15 protein-coding genes are annotated in these 16,206 nt (G+C 70.1%); 4 read left to right on the forward strand and 11 right to left on the reverse strand.

The annotated features are described in order from the left end of the window. Positions 1–75: 75 nt before the first annotated feature. Together K8625_RS38470 and K8625_RS38475 are read right to left on the reverse strand one after the other, a co-directional pair. Positions 76–318, reverse strand: coding sequence for a hypothetical protein (locus tag K8625_RS38470; RefSeq protein ID WP_046712023.1), 243 nt, complete (start codon positions 316–318; stop codon positions 76–78). A gap of 77 nt (positions 319–395) precedes the next feature. Beyond that, entirely contained in the window at positions 396–2,219 is a 1,824-nt protein-coding gene (locus K8625_RS38475) for a long-chain fatty acid--CoA ligase (protein ID WP_223785510.1), read from the reverse strand. Between the two features lie 82 nt (positions 2,220–2,301). On the opposite strand from K8625_RS38475, the gene K8625_RS38480 reads away from it, so the two are divergent. After that, positions 2,302–3,045, forward strand: a complete 744-nt coding sequence (locus K8625_RS38480; protein ID WP_223750306.1) for an AraC family transcriptional regulator — start codon at positions 2,302–2,304, stop codon at positions 3,043–3,045. On the opposite strand, the gene K8625_RS38485 is transcribed toward K8625_RS38480, so the two are convergent. The 3 genes from K8625_RS38485 to K8625_RS38495 all read right to left on the reverse strand — a co-directional run bounded on the left by K8625_RS38485 (position 3,029) and on the right by K8625_RS38495 (position 7,038). After that, complete coding sequence (locus K8625_RS38485) at positions 3,029–4,471, reverse strand: DUF2079 domain-containing protein (protein WP_223785511.1); 1,443 nt, start codon at positions 4,469–4,471, stop codon at positions 3,029–3,031. The genes K8625_RS38480 and K8625_RS38485 overlap by 17 nt on opposite strands. Positions 4,472–4,585: 114 nt before the next feature. Then, the gene (locus tag K8625_RS38490) at positions 4,586–6,031 is read right to left on the reverse strand and encodes a chondroitinase-B domain-containing protein (protein WP_223750308.1); all 1,446 of its coding nucleotides are present in this window, start codon (positions 6,029–6,031) and stop codon (positions 4,586–4,588) included. Between the two features lie 32 nt (positions 6,032–6,063). Beyond that, positions 6,064–7,038, reverse strand: coding sequence for an alpha/beta hydrolase fold domain-containing protein (locus tag K8625_RS38495; RefSeq protein ID WP_223785512.1), 975 nt, complete (start codon positions 7,036–7,038; stop codon positions 6,064–6,066). A 298-nt stretch (positions 7,039–7,336) separates the two neighbouring features. On the opposite strand from K8625_RS38495, the gene K8625_RS38500 reads away from it, so the two are divergent. Beyond that, complete coding sequence (locus tag K8625_RS38500) at positions 7,337–8,782, forward strand: condensation domain-containing protein (RefSeq protein ID WP_223750310.1); 1,446 nt, start codon at positions 7,337–7,339, stop codon at positions 8,780–8,782. Between the two features lie 16 nt (positions 8,783–8,798). On the opposite strand, the gene K8625_RS38505 is transcribed toward K8625_RS38500, so the two are convergent. The 5 genes from K8625_RS38505 to K8625_RS38525 form a co-directional block, all read right to left on the reverse strand. Continuing rightward, complete coding sequence (locus K8625_RS38505; protein ID WP_223750311.1) at positions 8,799–9,989, reverse strand: MFS transporter; 1,191 nt, start codon at positions 9,987–9,989, stop codon at positions 8,799–8,801. Beyond that, the gene (locus K8625_RS38510; RefSeq protein WP_223750312.1) at positions 9,986–11,398 is read right to left on the reverse strand and encodes a hypothetical protein; all 1,413 of its coding nucleotides are present in this window, start codon (positions 11,396–11,398) and stop codon (positions 9,986–9,988) included. The genes K8625_RS38505 and K8625_RS38510 overlap by 4 nt, the downstream gene beginning before the upstream one ends. A gap of 24 nt (positions 11,399–11,422) precedes the next feature. Then, positions 11,423–12,061 carry a VOC family protein gene (locus K8625_RS38515; protein WP_223750313.1) on the reverse strand — a complete coding sequence of 213 codons (639 nt, stop codon included), beginning with the start codon at positions 12,059–12,061 and terminating at the stop codon, positions 11,423–11,425. 12 nt (positions 12,062–12,073) lie between these two features. After that, positions 12,074–13,087, reverse strand: coding sequence for a hypothetical protein (locus tag K8625_RS38520; protein WP_223750314.1), 1,014 nt, complete (start codon positions 13,085–13,087; stop codon positions 12,074–12,076). Positions 13,088–13,361: 274 nt separating this feature from the next. Next, on the reverse strand, positions 13,362–13,730 hold the full coding sequence (locus K8625_RS38525) for a YciI family protein (protein ID WP_223750315.1): 369 nt from the start codon (positions 13,728–13,730) through the stop codon (positions 13,362–13,364). Positions 13,731–13,856: 126 nt separating this feature from the next. On the opposite strand from K8625_RS38525, the gene K8625_RS44325 reads away from it, so the two are divergent. Together K8625_RS44325 and K8625_RS38535 are read left to right on the forward strand one after the other, a co-directional pair. After that, positions 13,857–14,417: a sugar O-acetyltransferase gene (locus K8625_RS44325; RefSeq protein WP_305070693.1), complete on the forward strand. Its 561-nt coding sequence runs from the start codon at positions 13,857–13,859 to the stop codon at positions 14,415–14,417. Between the two features lie 479 nt (positions 14,418–14,896). After that, on the forward strand, positions 14,897–15,268 hold the full coding sequence (locus K8625_RS38535) for a hypothetical protein (RefSeq protein ID WP_223750316.1): 372 nt from the start codon (positions 14,897–14,899) through the stop codon (positions 15,266–15,268). Between the two features lie 38 nt (positions 15,269–15,306). Here the strand turns inward: K8625_RS38535 and K8625_RS38540 are convergent, their stop codons facing one another. Further along, positions 15,307–16,173 carry an aldo/keto reductase family oxidoreductase gene (locus K8625_RS38540; RefSeq protein ID WP_223750317.1) on the reverse strand — a complete coding sequence of 289 codons (867 nt, stop codon included), beginning with the start codon at positions 16,171–16,173 and terminating at the stop codon, positions 15,307–15,309. Between the last annotated feature and the right edge of the window lie 33 nt (positions 16,174–16,206).

Raw genomic sequence — 16,206 nt, forward strand, 5'->3', positions numbered from 1 at the left:
GGGCCCTGAGGCAGGTCCGTTGATTCCGTCTGCCTGCCTCGGGACGGAATCAACGGGACTGACACGGCGTGAAGGCTAGTAGCAGAGCCACTTGTTGAAGGGCGTGCGCTGACACTCGCACTCGCCCAGGTTGCCGTCGGACCAGGTGCAGGAGGTGAACGCTCCGGGGCGACAGAAGGTCCCGACGAGGGCCTCGCAGCTGCCGGCCAGCTCCGACGACGCCTGCTCGGTGGCCTCGGGCGCCATCGGCTCACCCGTCTCCACGCCCCCACAGGCCGTCAGTCCGAACGCCACCGCGATTGCCAGGATTGCTCGCATGACCATCTCCAGTTGATTCGCGCGAAATACGCGAAATGCCGGGATAGCTTAGGCGAGCCCAGGCGGGTTGACGACGCCTAGGCCCCGTACATCGACTCGATGAGCGCCGAGTGTTTGCGGGTGACGGCGTGGCGCTTGACCTTGAGCGACGCGGTGAGCTCGCCGCCATCCACCGTGAACGGGCCCGGGGAGACACGGAATGTCTTGATGCGCTCGAAGGACGCCAGGCCCGCGTTGGTCTCTTCCACCAGGGCCTTCAGGATGTCGTTGATGCGCGGGTGCGCGGGGTCGGCGGGGATGCCCTCTCGCCGGGCCACCATGGCGAGTATCTCCGGGTCGAGCGCGAACATGGCCGTGCAGTAGTTGCGTCCGTCGCCGAGCACGACGGCCTCCTGGACCAGCGGGTGTCGCTTGAGCTGCGCCTCGATTTTCAGCGGCGCCACGTACTTCCCGCCGCTCGTCTTGAGCAGCTCCTTCTTGCGCCCCGTCACCCGGACGAAGCCCTCCGCGTCGATGGAGGCGAGGTCTCCGGTCCGGAACCACCCGTCGGCATCGAAGGCCTCCGCCGTGGCCTCCGGACGGTTCAGGTAGCCCCGTGAGATGTTCGGTCCGCGCGCGAGCAGCTCGCCATCCGCGTCCACCTTGAGCTGGCAGCGGGAGAACGCGCGTCCCACCGTGCCAGGGCGCACGTCCTCCCTGGGATTGATGGTGAGCCCGGGACATGTCTCCGTGAGCCCATAGGCCTCCAGGATGGTCAGCCCGAGCGAGAGGAAGAACAGCTGCACGTCGACGCGAAGCGCGGCGGCGCCGGACAGGAGCACGGAGGCGTGGTCCAGGCCCAGGCGCGCGCGCAGCTTCGACAGCACGAGCCGGTCCGCCAGGGCCCGCTGCGCCTCCAGCCACAGGGGCCGGGACTTGCCGTGGGTCGCGGCGCGACGCCCCACGCCCAGGGCCCAGTCCAGCATCCAGCGGCGCAAGCCCTGCTCGCCCTCGATGGTGCTGGTGACCTTCGCCATCATCTTCTCGAAGACGCGCGGGGCCGCGGGGAAGAAGCCCGGGCGCGAGGCGACCAGGTCCGCCGCCAGCGTGGGCACCGACGACATCACCAGCGGCGCGCCGAAGAAGGGGCCCGCGAACTCCACCATGCGTCCGAAGGAGTGCGCGGCGGGGAGGAAGAGGAACAGGCCGTGCGTGAGCACGTTGTCATCCAGGAGCCGCGCGGTGCCGACGTCCTCGAGCATCGCCAGCATGTTGTCGTGGGTTTGAATCACCGCCTTCGGCGCGCCGGTGGTCCCCGACGTGTACGTGAAGGTCGCGACGTGCTCGCGTCGAATCAGCGACGCCCTGCGGCGCACCTCGTCCTCCAGCTCCGCCCGTCGAGCGCGCCCGCGAGCCTCGAGCGCCTCCAGGCTCTCCCAGTCATCGGCGGGAGCAAGTCCGGCCGGATGGATGACGACCACCCTGGCGCGCGCGGGGAGCGCGTCGGGTGGGTAGTGCCGGTCGAAGAAGGTGAAGCCCGCACGGAAGGCGCGCACCTTGTCGAGCTGGTTCGCGTCGTCCACGACGATGAGCTGCGCGGCGGTGTCCACGTGCATGTAGCCCACCTCCTCGGGCAGCAGGCTGGCGTAGACGGGCACCGTCTTGAGGCCGACGCGCAGGGCCGCGAAGTCGACGAGACAGGACGCCATCGAGGTGTTGCCGACGAGGGTGATGCACGCGCCGTCGTCCACCGTGCCCGCGCTCAACAGCCCCGCGGCGAGTGCCTCGATTCGCGGCAGCAGCTCCGACCAGCGGTGGTCCACATAGGTGTCGTCATGTCTGACGCGGAACGCGACGCGATGCGGCGACGCGTTCGCCCGGTCGAGAATCATCTGGGGGAGGGACGGGTGGACCTCGGCCATGGGGCCTCCTCGGTGCGTGGCGGGCAGGGGAGCGGCTTGTTTCACGAAGCCACGCTAGGTGCGGCGCCACGGGCCGGCTTGTATGATTCTGCAGATGCGGAGCCACTTGTTGCTGGGCGGAGGTCGAGCGCTCTACGTCGGCCGCTTCCACGAGTTGCCCCGGCATCGGTTCGCCGCCAACGCCGTGCTCGTGGGATTGGATGATGCGTTCGAGCTCGTCGACGGCGACGGCCGTGTCGGGCAGCACGAGGCCACCTTCGTGCGGGGGTGGCAATGGCACGCGCTCGACTTCCAGGGTGGGCGCGCCGCGGTGCTGTTCCTGGAGCCCGGCGTGAAGCTGCGCCATCAGGTCGACGCGAGCGCGGTGCGCGCGGCCGTGGAGACCGCCCTCGGTGCGCGACACCCGCAGCCCTGGACGGAGCTCTTCCAGCAGGCGCTGCACCTGGGGCCTTGCCCGCGGGAGGTCGACGCGCGCATCGCGCGGGTCGCCGCGTGGCTTGCTGCTCCCACGCGGGAGTCGGCGCCCGCGGACGCGGTGGGGTTGGCGCGGCGGGTGGGGGCTTCGACCTCGCTCGTCGAGCACCGGTTCAGCGAGCAGGTCGGCGTGCCGATGGGGGCGTATCGCGCGTGGCACCGGATGCAGGCGGCCGCGGCGCTCGCGCTCCGGGGGAGGAGCCTCACCGAGGTCGCGCACGCCGCGGGCTTCTACGACTCGGCGCACTTCTCCCGGCTGTTCCGAGGGATGTTCGGCCTGCCGCCCTCGAAGGTCTTCACCGACGGCCTCACGGGGACCCTCTTCGAGACGCGCGTCAGCGGTGCGCCGTGAAGCGCCCTCGGGCCAGGAAGACGTGCTCGTCGTCGATGAGGACCTGGGTGCCCGCGTCCTTGCGCCACACGTCGATGAGCTCGCTCACCCGCTCGGGCGTGAGGGGCCAGACGTCGCCATGGGGTGGCTTCTCGATGAAGACCCATTCGTGGACGCGCCCCTCGTCGGGCTGGGGACCTCCCACGGCGTAGAGGTCGTCGCGGTCCGCCAGCGGAGCGACGAGGTTACTGCCGAGCAGCGCCGAGCCCTCGCGGTGCTGCTGGAGCAGGTCCATGCCCCGCGTCAGGCTCGCCAGTCGCTCCGGTGTCGCGGGGCAGTGACGCGGAGCCGTCATCGGGGAGGTGAGGGTGCTCGTGAGCTTCCGGAGGTTCGGCTCGTTGCTGGCGAGGAGGATGACGCCCGTGGAGGCGAGGACCCACGCGGGCGGCCTCCGGGCACGGAGGACGGGCAGGAAGCCCATGAGCGCCGCGGCCACGAGCGACACGCCGTAGTGGAACCGCCAGGACATGGCGAGGAAGCGGATGCCCAGCATCGGCAGGAGCACCAGCAGCCAGGCCCAGTCCGGCCTCACGCGCTCGCGCCATGCCCAGAGTCCCAGCGGGACGAACAGCAGCACCAGGGTGCCCATGCGTGACAGGTGGGGCGGCGCCAGCCGGAGCGAGAGGTAGTGCGGCCACCCTCCCTCCATTCCCTGGCTCAGCCGGAAGCCGTAGTCCACGGTGGGGCCCAGCAGCCAGGGGCGCAGCCCGTAGACGCCCGCGAGCCAGGCGAGTGACAGCGCGCCCACGCCCGCCGCGAGGCGGCGCTCGCCCCGCAGGAGCAGCGCGAGCGTCAACATGACGCCGCCGAACGCGAACTCCTCCTTGCAGGAGAAGAGGAGGACCAGCGAGGCGAGCAGCAGCCCCGGGCGTCGTAGATGGAAGGCCACGCCTGTCAGCACCCAGGGCAGCACGGACCACGTCGTGGGGTGGGCGGGGAACTTCAGGGCCTCCACCACGCTGGGGCTCAAGAGCAGGAGCGCTGTGAGCAGGACGATGGCGCGGCGGCTCAGCAGTCCCTTTGCCTGGAGCCAGAGCAGGGGCGCCACGGTGAGCAGCACGAAGAGGGCCTCGACGACCAGCGCCGCCCACATGGGCGGGAGGAGCCGCGCCAGCGGATGTGCCACCCAGAGGATGGGGTCGAAGTGGTCATTGAAGATGAACACCTGGCGCGCGCTGATCCACGGGTTGGGCTGGGCCAACGACAGACGCGCCACTGCCTGGGAATAGATGCCCAGGTCGAAGTTCGGGAAACAGGCCCGCGCGGCCTGAAGCCAGACGGGGGTGACGACGAGCACCAGCCAGAGGAGGACCACGAGCGGCAGCGCGAGCGGTGCCAGTCGAGGTCGCGGGCGCTCGGGGCCCGAATCAGGTGTGGAGGCAACCATGGTGGAGCTGGCGCTTGCCAATAGCGCGTCATGACTGGCTCCGCCAGTGTTCACGCCCTGGGGCCCGCCTGGCCCGTGGGCAGGTCACCCACGGGCCGGAATGGAAGACAGCCGCTAACGCAGCCGTCGCCGCAGGCTCAACGGCAGGAGCAGCACGAGGAGCAGCGGCCACAGACCCGGGCTGGCGCCGCAACCGCCGCTGTCCTTGTCGGGGGAGCCCGTGTCCGGGTTCGTGCCCGCGTCCGTCACGCCGCCGCCCGCGTCCGGAGTGCCTCCGCCCGCGTCCGGGGTTCCTCCGCCCGCGTCCGGCGTGCCCGCGTCCGGCGTGCCCGCGTCAGGCTGCTGCGTGACGGGCGCGCAGTCGCCGAGCGAGTGCTCCAGCGCCCCCAGCGTGGAGTTGCCGGACGTGGGCCGGGGCCGCTGGCAGAAATCCTCGGTGACGGAGGCGCTGGGGGCGGCGGCGCCCACCAACTGCGTCACCGGGCCCTTCAGCGTCAGGTCGCCCTGGACCGGCGCCACGTACCAGGACGTCCACGTGCCCGTGGCCACGTTCGTCAGGTTCGTCCCCGCGGTGAAGCGGCCGTTGTCGCGGTTTCGGATGACGGACGACAACACGTTACCGTGGGCCTCGCCGGTGGAGGACGCGTAGCGGAAGTCCACGCCCGTCGTGGCGATGAAGGTGTTGAACAGCACCTGCGTGCGCGCGGCCCGGTTCAGGTAGACGGCGACATCCGAGCAGTTGGCGACGATGTTGTTCCGGATGATGCCATCCGAGTGCTCGGGGTCACACGGCACCGTCGCGTCGAAGGCCGGCGCACAGAACGCCGCGCCCGTGCCTCCGCCGCCGAAGGACAGGCCGATTCGCGTGTCCGAGGCCGGCCGGTCCCGGGCGCACAGGACGCGGTTTCGCTCGAAGAGCCCCCGCTTGCCGCCGCTCTTCATGAAAGCGCCGTAGGAGATGCCTCCCTGCTTGGAGAAGTCGTGCACCTCGTTGTCGCGCACCACCCAGTCGTCGCCCGTGTCGATGTTGAGCTTGTTGACGGGCGTCCCCGTCACGCGCGGGCGGGTGTCGTAGATGTCGTTGCGCTCGATGAGCCCCCGGTGGGGCATCTCGAAGACGCCGCTGGTGTTCTTCGTCGCGTTGGCCTTGAGCTGGGAGTTGAAGTCGCGCACGCGGCTGTTGCGCAGCACGAAGCCCTCCGCGTGGCCGGTGACGTGGAACGCGTGCTCGCAGTCCTGGTCGCGGGCGCAGATGCCCTCGATGGTGAGCCCGTCGAAGACCCAGGCGCGCCCCGACACCTTGAAGCCCTCGGTGGCGTTGAAGCGGATGAGCGCCGCGTGCCGGTTCGCCGCTCGCACGGTGATGGGCTGGGCATCCGTGCCCTCCGCCGCGCAGTTGAGGTTCGCATTCACCGTGTAGGTGCCATCCGCGAGCACGATGTCGTCCCCCGCCTTCGCGGAGGACAGCGCGGCTTGCAGCTCCGCCACGGTGGTCACGTTCTTCGTGGCGGCGACGCCCGACAGCGGCAGGAGGAGGACGACGAGGGGGACGGTTCTCATCCAGGGGACTCCAAGCGAGGGGGGCCCGGAGTCTACCCCGTCACGGGGTGGGTGGCGTCGCGCGCGAACATCCGCGCGAGCCACGAGTCCCGCGCCGCGATGCACGCCCGCGCCAGCGCCGACTGGGGGGCGATGTCGTAGAAGCCGTGGAACGCGCCACCCCAGACGTGCAGCTCGCACACGCCCCCCGCCGCCAGCATCCGGTTCGCGTAGGTGACGGCTTCATCCCGGAACGTCTCCGCGCCTCCCACGTCGATGAAGGTGGGCGGCAGCCGGCTCAGGTCGGAGGCCCGCGCGGGCGCGGAGTAGGGGGACACCTCCGGACCGCCGAGCCGGTCTCCCAGCACGGCGCGCCACGCGGTCAGGTTGCTGGTCCGGTCCCAGACGCCGACGCCGTCGTACCGATGCGCGGAGGTCGTCTCGTTGCGGTCGTCCAGCATGGGACATTGCAGCAACTGGCCGAGCAGCCGAGGCCCCTGCCTGTCCCGGGCGAGCAGCGTGGTCCCTGCCGCGAGCCCGCCCCCGCCGCTGCCGCCGAAGATGACGAGCTGGTGGGGATTGAAGCGCAGCGACTTCGCGTTCGCGGCCATCCATTCCAGGCCCGCGTAGCAGTCCTCCACCAGCGTGGGCGCGGGGTGCTCGGGTGCCCGCCGGTACTCGACGCTCACGCAGACGGCGTCATGGCGCAGCGCCCAGTCCACCAGCGGCCGGGCTCCGGCGAAGCGGGTCCCCATCACCATGCCACCACCATGGATGTGGTAGACGGCGGGCCCGGCCACCGAGTGCCCCTTGCGGGAGATGACGGAGACGACGGTGTCGTCGCCTCGATATCCCGGGATGGTGTGGTCGACGCAGTCGACCTGCGCGTCCCCGATGAGCGCCTCCCGCGTCACGTCGCTCAGTCGGCGGAAGTGCTCGAGCTGCTCCAGCGTCATCTTCAAGGGGACGTACCCCTCGAGCGGGGCGAGGAGCGGGGCGAGCTGCGGGTCGAAATCAGGATGAGTCATGCGTGCTGCATACTCCGGACCGGTGCGCGCGTGGAAAGCCCGTAGCACCGTCACCCGTTCGAAGTGGGGCTTGCTCCACACTGCCTCGGCCTGGTGTTCCGGCTCACCCGCATCCCGGGGGCAATGGCAGACGTCACCTCCAGTCTCGCGTCGCCCCCAACTGGATGCACCCGACACGGCGCGGAAGAGGGCTTGTCCGTGCCGAATGGCAATCACAGCCTCTGTGCAGGGCGCACTGACGCGAACTCGCGTCCGCGAGGCGCCGAACACGCGAAAGACCGCGGAAAGGACTTCCTCCATGCATCAGCTCCCCCTCGAAGAGGCGGGGTTCCACGCCGGCCATGTCCACGAATGGCGACTGCGCCCCGCCGCGAACACGCTCGCCTCGCTCTCGGCCGGTGACCGGCCCGCCTCCTACAACCAGGAGAAGCACTTCGCGGCCGCGGTGTCGGCCCGGCAGGAGCACGTCTCGGAGGACTACTGGATTGGCCTGTCGTTCCGCATCCCCGGCCCGCTCGACCTGGCCGCGCTGGAGGCGGCGCTGCTGCACTTCGTGAAGCGGCACGAGGTGCTGCGCTGCGGGTTCGAGCAGCTCATCGCCGGGGACCTGCGCTGCGACGTCATGACGCCCGCGCAGGTCCGGCTGGAGCACACCGACGTGGGGCACCTCGCGTCGGGCGAGGCGGTGACGGCCCACATCCAGGCCACGTTCAACCGGGACATCGACACGCTGTCGTGGCCGCTGTTCGTGATGGGCGTGGTGGTGGAGCCGTCGCAGGCCACCGTCTACATGGGGTTCGACCACATCCTGTGTGATGGCCTCTCCCTGGTCTTCGCGGTGGAGGACGTGCAGCGCGACTACGCCGCCCTGGCCGCGGGCCTGACGCCGGTCCCCGAGGTGGCGGGGAGCTACCTCGACTTCGGGGACGTGCAGCGCCACCGCTATTCGAAGCTGACCGCGGACAGCCCCGAGCTGGACTACTGGCGTGCCTTCATCGCGGACGCGGGGGACCTGTTCCCCCACATCCCGCTCGACCTGGGCCTCGAGTCAGGCCGCATGTACCCGGCCCGCAACAGCACCGTGCGATTGCTCGACGACGCGGGGGCGCAGGCGTTCGAGCGCCTCTGCCAGGAGCGCGGCGTGAAGCTGTTCATCGGCATGCTGGCCGTCGTGGGCATGGCCCTGCGGGACATCTCGGGCGCCCAGGTGTACCGGGGGTTCATGCCCATTGGTGAGCGCAAGGACCCCCGCTGGCGCAAGTCCTTCGGTTGGTTCGTCAACACCCTGGCCATCCGCTTCCCCATCGCCGACGGGATGACGTTCCCGGAGGTCGTCGAGGGGGTCCAGACAAGCTTCAAGGAGCTGCTGCGCAACGTCGACGTGCCCTTCGTGAAGGTCTGGGAGCTGCTCGCGCCGCAGTACTTCCACCTGCGGACGTGGCCGTTCCCGGTCAACTTCTTCTCCTTCCTCGACTACCGGAAGCTGCCCGGCGCGGACATGCTCGACGTCTGGCGGCCGAAGACGATGCCCGAGTCCTCGCACTCCAACACGGGCAACATGTGGTTCCTCCGCAACGCGGAGGGGCTCTTCCTCCACTCCATCATCTGCGATGTGCCCAAGAGCGTGGACGCGTTCGACCGCTACCGCGCCGCCATCAGCTCCACGCTCGAGGACCTCCTCCGCGGCTCCGTCCGCGGTGGTGTCACGCCCCGGGAAGGCGGTCAGCCCTCCGCCTCGCTCTGACGGCGAGCGGGCGCGCTCACCGGGTGGCGGCGGCGTCGGGCAGCGTGGCCGGGCTGCCGCCCCGCATCGAGCGCGCCGCGACCACGGCCAGCGCCAGGAAGATGAGGATGAGCGCCCGAGGGAATGCCTGGGTGCCGAACACGTCCTGCAGCACGCCGATGGCCGAGGAGCCGGCGACACCCCCGACCCCGCCCGCCATCGTCATGGCGGCGCTGCAGCTGAGCAGCTGCGCCCCGCTGAAGCGGTCGCCGATGGACGCCAGCGCCACCGTCGTCGTGCCGTAGGCGCACGCGCCCCAGACGAACAGGAACAGGAACAGCAGGGGCGTCGCGACGCCGATGACCCACGGCAGCGCGGCGCCGCCCAGCACGGTGAGCAACGCGCAGCCCATCATCACCGGGCGTCGGCCCCAGCGGTCGGACGCCCAGCCGATGGGCGGCTGCAGCACCACGTTGCCGACGTTCAGCACGCTCAGCCCGATGCCCATCACCGCGGTGCTCGTGCCATGCGCTGCCCCGAACCGGGGCAGGAACGCGAGGGACGCGTGGTCGAACGCGCCGAACGACGCGGCCGCCAGCAGCGCCGCCGGAATCAAGCCGAGCGCCCCGAGCACCGGCGCGCGCGCCGTGCCGTGGAAGTCCGGCAGCCGCTGGCGGACGAGCAACACCCCCAGCGCGCACGCGATGAACGCGGCGCCGAGCAGCGCGAAGCAGTGGGGCGAGCGGAAGTCCACCAGCGCCACCACCAGCGGCCCACACGCGAAGCCCGCGGACAGGAACGACGTGTAGATGCCGAACACCCGGCCCCGGCGCCCCGAGGGCGTGAGCTGCGCGAGCCAGGCCTTGTTGACGATGTAGAAGCCGCCCACCGCCAGGCCCCACAGCAGGCGCGCGACAATCCACAGCAGCGGCTGGGGCACGAGCGCCATCGCCACCATCGCCGTCAGGCCGAGCAGGCAGCTGGCGACGCCGATGCGCACCGCGCCGAACCGCTCGGCCGCCCACGGAATCACGAACGACGAGGCAATCAGCCCCAGCGGGCTGCACGCCGCGGAGATGCCAATCACGCTGTCGGCCACGCCCTGGCGGGCCAGCAGCACGCCGAGCAACACGGGCGTGCCCCCCACCGCGACGGCGAACATGCCGACCAGGAACGAAATCGTGAAGATGCTCCGCCACGCGGCGGCGTCCGGGAGGGGTGGACTCATGACGCCGGGTGGCGCGCGACCAGGACCGGCAGCATCGCGCCGCCCTTGTAGAGGCTCATGATGGGACTCTGGTTGGCCCGCGACAGGAAGCCCACCGCCTTGCCGCCGAAGATGAACATGTTGAGGTCCGCGATGCGCTGGGTGATTTCGCCCGTCGTCGGGTCCGGACAGTGGACGACGTGGCCCTGGATGTACTCCTGGGCCACGTACGAGGCGTCGGACGCCGCGGTCTCGACGGCGCGCCGCCAGTCCTCCTCCCGCGCCTTGTTCCCAATCACGATGCCGTCGCCCCACGTGGCGTTGGTCGGCTTGAGCAGGAAGCGGGACCTGTTGCGCTGGAGGTAGTCGCACAGGTCCACCGCGTCGCCCTCCATGGAGATGGAGCGCCCGGGCGCCACCACGCGCGTCCACGGCACGTGGCGCTGGAACAGCTGGCGGTCCGCCGGTGAGAAGTGGTCGCAGAACCGCGGGTCGCTCAGGAGCGCCAGGATGGACTTGTCCGCGTAGAGCCACTGGCAGGCCAGCGGGTTCACGCTGACCACGTCTCCGTCCGCCACCGCGCGCAGGTAGGGGGCGGCGTCGGGGCACCGGACCAGGTCGCGCAGGTCCCACTTGTTGTAGACGAGGTCGATGCGCGTCCCCCGGTGCGTCACGTGGCCCGCGCCCGGCGCCAGCTCCCGCAGGTCGATGAACTCGCAGTGGATGCCGCGCTCGTCGAAGCCCTGGATGATGAGGTCGGTCTCGCTGGTGAAGCGGCCGTTGTAGTTGACGATGCGGACCTCGCTCGGCTCACGTCCCTTGTCCGCGCGATAGGTGTCCAGCATCTCCGAGATGAACAGGTTGCGCGTCTCCACGATGGGCTGGGGGACCCACTCCACGTCGCGCCCCCACGCGGCCAGGATGGGGTTGGGCCGCGAGCGCCACAGCCGCGTCGCCATGCCGGACGCGAACAGGTTCGCGGGACAGTCGGTGTTGGTCTCCAGGATGAGGTAGCGGCCGTCCGGCGCCACCAGGCCGTCGAAGCGGCAGATGCGCGTGAGCGGCCGGAACCCGGGCGCCGCGAGCAGGTAGTCACGCACCGGCTCATAGCCGCGATAGAGCCCGCGGACCTCGTCGTCGTGGCGGTACAGCTCCAGCACGTCGTCGAACACCCGGATGAAGCGCTCGCCGGCGAGCTTCAGCTCCGCGGCCCAGTCCGCGTCGATGAGGGTCGGCCGCAGGCACACCGGATAGGCGTGGTTGGCGTCGAACTGGAGCCGGTGGTCGAGCGCCGTCGCGCGCAGGTCGCGCTGTGCCGCCGCGATGTGCTCACGCTCGTCGGCCGAGGCCCGGGCCAGCAGCGCGTCGAGCTCCGCGTCGTAGGGACACAGCGCCAGACCGCCGCCATCTTTCTGAAAGGGAGAAGCCACCTTGGACATCGTCGACCCCAGGGTTCAAGTCAGGATGCGGATTCCCGACGGCGTGCGAATCGTCGCGGTATAGCGGAGCGCCTCGCCGTGCTTCACGGCGGGCGCGCCAGGGATGTCGAGTGCCTCGTACAGCCGGGCGATGCCGGCCGGGTCCGGGTGCTCGAGCGTGAAGGCCAGAAGCTCACAGCCCCGCTCGGTCTGGGGCGCGAGCGTCGGGCGTGCCCCCTTGCGGTCGATGAGCGAGGGCACGACGCCCCCCATCGGCAGCGAGCCGTCCACGGGCACGGCGAAGAAGTAGCTGGACGCGCCGGCGTGGAACTCGCGCGGCTCACCGAAGACGCCCGGGTGCCGGGCCAGGTCCCGGGCGAAGTGGTCGGTGCTCGCCACCCAGCCCCGCAGGCGCCTGCCGCCGTCCCACGCCCGCCGCACCGCCGCGCGGTCGTCCAGCCCGAACCACCGGGGGTGCGCGGGGGGCGGCGCCTCCTCGTCGATGGCAATCACCTCCAGATAGGCGGCCTCACCCAGCCGGAGCAGGTGATTGTGCGTGCCCATGTGGATGTGCTTGCGGCCGAAGGGGATGTCGAGGCCCAGGCACTCCCGGAGGTGTGAGATGCCTTCGACGAGCGAGGGTGCGATGACGGAGAGGTGGTCGAGTCGAGGCATGGTGTCGCGGGGTCAGCCCTGGACCAGCATCGGGTCGGTCGACTGGACGATGGCGGTCGAGAAGCGGTTGTAGCCGAACAGTCGCACGAGGATGCGCCGGTTGTCCTTGATGCTGTCGCGGCAGTGCAGGGCCTTGGTGTTGTTGATGAGGATGGCCTTGCTGGAGTCCAGCGTCACCTGGAGCCGCTCGGCGTTCGCGATGCCGGCCTGCAGCGCGGCGAGGGCCCTGTGCGCGGTCTCCGGCGCCCCGGCGCACGCGGAGAAGCGATAGGCGCTGAACCGGAACGCGTAGTCGCCGTGTGGGTTGTAGTCCACGATGGAGACGTCGCGGCCGTCCTCGTCACCGGGGACGTAGGAGTCGGGCCGGGTGAATTGATAGTGCTTGCGGGTCAACGCGTCGACCACCGGCTCTCCCAGGGCCTCCAGCACCGGCGTCACCGGGATGACCTGGGTCGGCTCCTGGAGCGGATTCCACCGCGCCGTCAGAATCAGCGTCGAGGGCGCCGGGGAGCGCCGCTGCGTCGCGTGGAACGAGCAGTAATACGGCGGCTCGGTGTGGGCGCCGAGCGCGAGCCCGGAGTGGGAGGAGAGCTCCACGTCCTCGGGCGCGGGCTCCTCTGGAATCTTGTGCTGGCCGCCCCCCTTGAAGTTGCCGACGATGCGGACCATTTCATTGTAATCCAAATCGTACGCGAAGGCGCGATTGTCACAGAGGTTCAACAGGAGCTGGCTGCGTGACGCGAGCACCTGGCAATCGAAGTCGACCTTCAAGGACTCGAGCGACGGCCTCGTCTCGGGGACGCCCTCGCCCACCTCTCGCATGCCCTCGACCACCAGCAGGGTGGTGCGATTGCTGGCATAGCCATCCACCACGGCGCGCTGCCCGGGGTCCAGCAGCTCTCGCAGCGCGCTCGCGCTGGCCTCGGCGCGCTCACGGACCCCCGCGGCTTGTGGTCCCCCTGCCCGAGCCAACCGCACGGCCTGTTGATGCAGGTATTCCGCCTGCGAAGGCAGCCATTTCAGCACCGCCACTTCGGTGTGAGGATTTGCGGATTTTCCGTCTGACCTCGCGACACGAGTCATCTCGGCCCCCGACTCAGCTTCGAGCTGGGGCGCGCAGATACTACCGGTATGTCTAGTAGTCCATATTAATCTTGAATTGATAGGGATGGGGTGCGGAGACCACCCCAGTCTCCTGGAAGCTGAAAGGAGTTGGTGGGCGCTTCAGGGCAGACACGCAACAGTCCGAGCGAAGAGTTCCACTGCACCAACCTCCTGGCGAGGCACGGAGGCGGGGGCCTCAGCCCGGGTCCTCCTCCTCGTAGCAGACGCCGATTTCGCGCAGCTCGACGGTGGACCACTCGGCCGCGGGACACTGGCTGGCGATGGCGAGCGCTTCTTCCCGGCTCGCGCAGTCGAAGAGGACGTAGCCTCCGACAACCTCCTTGGATTCGGCGAAGGGGCCATCACGCAGGGTGCGCTGGTGGTCCCGGACCTCGATCCGGACCCCCTCCGAGACGGACCGGAGGGAGTCGCTGCCCTTCCAGAGCCCGCGCGCCTGGAGGTCCTGGACGAAGCCCACCATCCGCTCCATCTCGCGGCGGCCTTCTTCCGGCGTCCGGCTCCGCTTGCGCTTGCTCTCCTCCATGACCAACAGCATGTACGTCATCACCGACTCCGTGCGTGGGGGGGGCGCCCAGCGTCCTCCATCCGCCGCCCGGGCTGAAGCGTTTCCTGGCGCTGGACGCGGGCGCGGCCCGAGGGCCAGGCTCGTGGGATGCCCCTCGAGAACCTCATGCGCATCCACGACCCGGAGTCCCTCGCGAGAGGAGAGCGGGCCTTCAGCCCCGAGTTCGCGGCGATGAGCCAGCGGGTGCTGCACGTCACCGGGCTGACGTCACGCCTCAACGTCCTACCGTTCGACGACGAGGCGGGCAAGGCGGCGCTGCTCGAGCAGATTCTCGGGCGGCCGCTGCCCAAGCGGGTCACCGTCTATCCGCCGTTCTACACGGACCATGGGCTGCGGCTGGAGCTGGCCGAGCGGGTGTTCATCAACCAGGGTTGCACGTTCCTCGACCATGCCGGCATCCGGCTGGGCGAAGGGGTGATGGTCGGCCCGAAGGTCACCTTCATCACGATGAGCCACCCGGTGGACCCGGGGGACCGGCGGCTGTACCTCACGGGCGCGCCCATCGAGGTGGCCCAGAACGCGTGGATTGGCGCGGGGGCGACGATTCTTCCCGGGGTCCGGATTGGTCGCGACGCGGTGGTCGCGGCCGGAGCCATCGTCTGCGACGACGTGCCGGACGCGAGCCTGGTGACGGGCCCGAAGGCGACCGTCCACCGACGGTGGTGAGCCACACCGGGGCCACTCGACCCGCGCGGCCTGCCACGACGCAAGGGCTGGCCGGCGGGCCGCGACTCACTCGAAGGTGATGATGAGCTGCTCCCACGCGCCCACGGCGGTGCGGTTGGCGTTCACCGTGCCGCTGCCACCGCCCTCGGCCACCACGTCGTTCTTTGCCGTTCGAGGCGCGCTGGCCGATGGCCTGCCCGCCCCAGGGGCTCGATGGTCGGCAGCCCGTTGCTCGAGAACGCCGTGCGCGAGTCGCGCATGATGGAGCCGTAGTCGTACCCGAGGAGCCCCCCGTGCCGTCGATACCTCCCCGGGCCAATACCGAGTGCGATTCGCGTTGGAGAAGCCCGCACCCTCGGGAAGAAAAAGCGGCTCGCGCGTTGGTTTGTGTGGAAAGGCCAAAGTCATTTCTCCGGAGCCCGGCATCCATCCTGGCTGTGGGAATTCCAATCCAAGTCCCCATTGGAAGGAGCAACACCATGAAGCGAGCGTCCCTCGTTGTCTCGGCGGTGATGATGTCGGTCGGGTTTGCCAATCCGGCGCTGGCGGCGCCCATCACCGTGAATGGCTACGTCTGCGCGGCCACGTACACGCGTCAGCCCAATCTCACCTACGGCCAGGGCTATGTGGTCGTGCAGGTGTACACGGCGGCGAACTGCACGGGGAGCTTCGTCGGCAACTACTACTACCTGGGCGCGAGCGCCGCTTCGGCGGGCTACCAGTACAGTGAAGCGGAGCGCCTGGGGCTGTTCGAGCGCGCCACCCAGGCCGCCACCCAGGGCACGCGGGTCGCCCTCTACGTGGAGGGGGCTGGCGTCGGCATCCTCGACACGACCTACCGCGGCAACTGACGTCGGGCGGGACGCCGCGCGGGGTGTCCCGCGCGCGGTCAGCCCCGCTCGGTGAGGCGGTTGAGCAGGTCCAGGTCCCCGGCGCTCAGCGAAAGCGAGGCGCTCGCGAGGTTCTCCCGGAGGTGGGGGCGTGACGACGTGCCAGGGATGAGCAGCACGTTGGGGGCGCGGTGCAGCAGCCACGCCAGGGCGACCTGCATCGGCGTCGCGCCCAGGCGCGTGGCCACGTCGTTCAGCGTGCTCGACTGCAGCGGGGTGAAGCCGCCCAGCGGGAAGAACGGCACGTAGGCCGTCCCCGTGGCGGCGAGCTGGTCGATGAGCGCGTCGTCATGCCTGTGCGCCAGGTTGTAGTGGTTCTGCACGCAGACGATGTCGACGAGCTTGCGGCCCTCGGCGACCTGCGTCGGGGTGACGTTGCTCAGGCCGATGTGGCGGATGAGCCCGCGCTGCTGGAGCTCGGCGAGCGCGGTGAGGGGCGCCTCGATGGAGCCCTCCACCGGGCCCTCGGCGCTGAACATGGCCCGGAGGTTCACGACGTCCAGCACGTCGAGGCCGAGGTTGCGCAGGTTGTCGTGGACCGAGCGCTCGAGGTCCTCGGGAGAGGACGCGGGCTCCCAGGAGCCCTGGGGGCCACGCACCGCGCCCACCTTCGTGGCGATGACCAGCCCGTCGCGATAGGGGTGCAGCGCCTCTCGGATGAGCTGGTTCGTCACATGCGGGCCGTAGATGTCGCTGGTGTCCAGGTGGTCGACGCCCTGCTCGATGGCCTCGCGCAGCACGGCGAGGGCCGCCTTACGGTCCCTGGGTGGACCGAAGACACCGGGGCCGGCGAGCTGCATGGCGCCGTAACCCACGCGGCGGACGGTGTGGGTGCCGAGGCGATAGGTCTGGGGGATGGGAGACATGGTGGAGGTCCTTGGGATTCGAGGTTCTCCCTT

The sequence above is a fragment of the Myxococcus sp. AS-1-15 genome, from assembly GCF_020037055.1.
Taxonomy (GTDB): domain Bacteria; phylum Myxococcota; class Myxococcia; order Myxococcales; family Myxococcaceae; genus Myxococcus; species Myxococcus fulvus.

What these genes read in the sequence shown, in the direction of transcription:
- K8625_RS38470 (WP_046712023.1), bottom strand. Translation starts at nt 318, where the DNA reads ATGCGAGCAATCCTGGCAATCGCGGTGGCGTTCGGACTGACGGCCTGT.
- K8625_RS38475 (WP_223785510.1), bottom strand. Translation starts at nt 2,219, where the DNA reads ATGGCCGAGGTCCACCCGTCCCTCCCCCAGATGATTCTCGACCGGGCG.
- K8625_RS38480 (WP_223750306.1), top strand. Translation starts at nt 2,302, where the DNA reads ATGATTCTGCAGATGCGGAGCCACTTGTTGCTGGGCGGAGGTCGAGCG.
- K8625_RS38485 (WP_223785511.1), bottom strand. Translation starts at nt 4,471, where the DNA reads ATGGTTGCCTCCACACCTGATTCGGGCCCCGAGCGCCCGCGACCTCGA.
- K8625_RS38490 (WP_223750308.1), bottom strand. Translation starts at nt 6,031, where the DNA reads ATGAGAACCGTCCCCCTCGTCGTCCTCCTCCTGCCGCTGTCGGGCGTC.
- K8625_RS38495 (WP_223785512.1), bottom strand. Translation starts at nt 7,038, where the DNA reads ATGACTCATCCTGATTTCGACCCGCAGCTCGCCCCGCTCCTCGCCCCG.
- K8625_RS38500 (WP_223750310.1), top strand. Translation starts at nt 7,337, where the DNA reads ATGCATCAGCTCCCCCTCGAAGAGGCGGGGTTCCACGCCGGCCATGTC.
- K8625_RS38505 (WP_223750311.1), bottom strand. Translation starts at nt 9,989, where the DNA reads ATGAGTCCACCCCTCCCGGACGCCGCCGCGTGGCGGAGCATCTTCACG.
- K8625_RS38515 (WP_223750313.1), bottom strand. Translation starts at nt 12,061, where the DNA reads ATGCCTCGACTCGACCACCTCTCCGTCATCGCACCCTCGCTCGTCGAA.
- K8625_RS38525 (WP_223750315.1), bottom strand. Translation starts at nt 13,730, where the DNA reads ATGACGTACATGCTGTTGGTCATGGAGGAGAGCAAGCGCAAGCGGAGC.
- K8625_RS44325 (WP_305070693.1), top strand. Translation starts at nt 13,857, where the DNA reads ATGCGCATCCACGACCCGGAGTCCCTCGCGAGAGGAGAGCGGGCCTTC.
- K8625_RS38535 (WP_223750316.1), top strand. Translation starts at nt 14,897, where the DNA reads ATGAAGCGAGCGTCCCTCGTTGTCTCGGCGGTGATGATGTCGGTCGGG.
- K8625_RS38540 (WP_223750317.1), bottom strand. Translation starts at nt 16,173, where the DNA reads ATGTCTCCCATCCCCCAGACCTATCGCCTCGGCACCCACACCGTCCGC.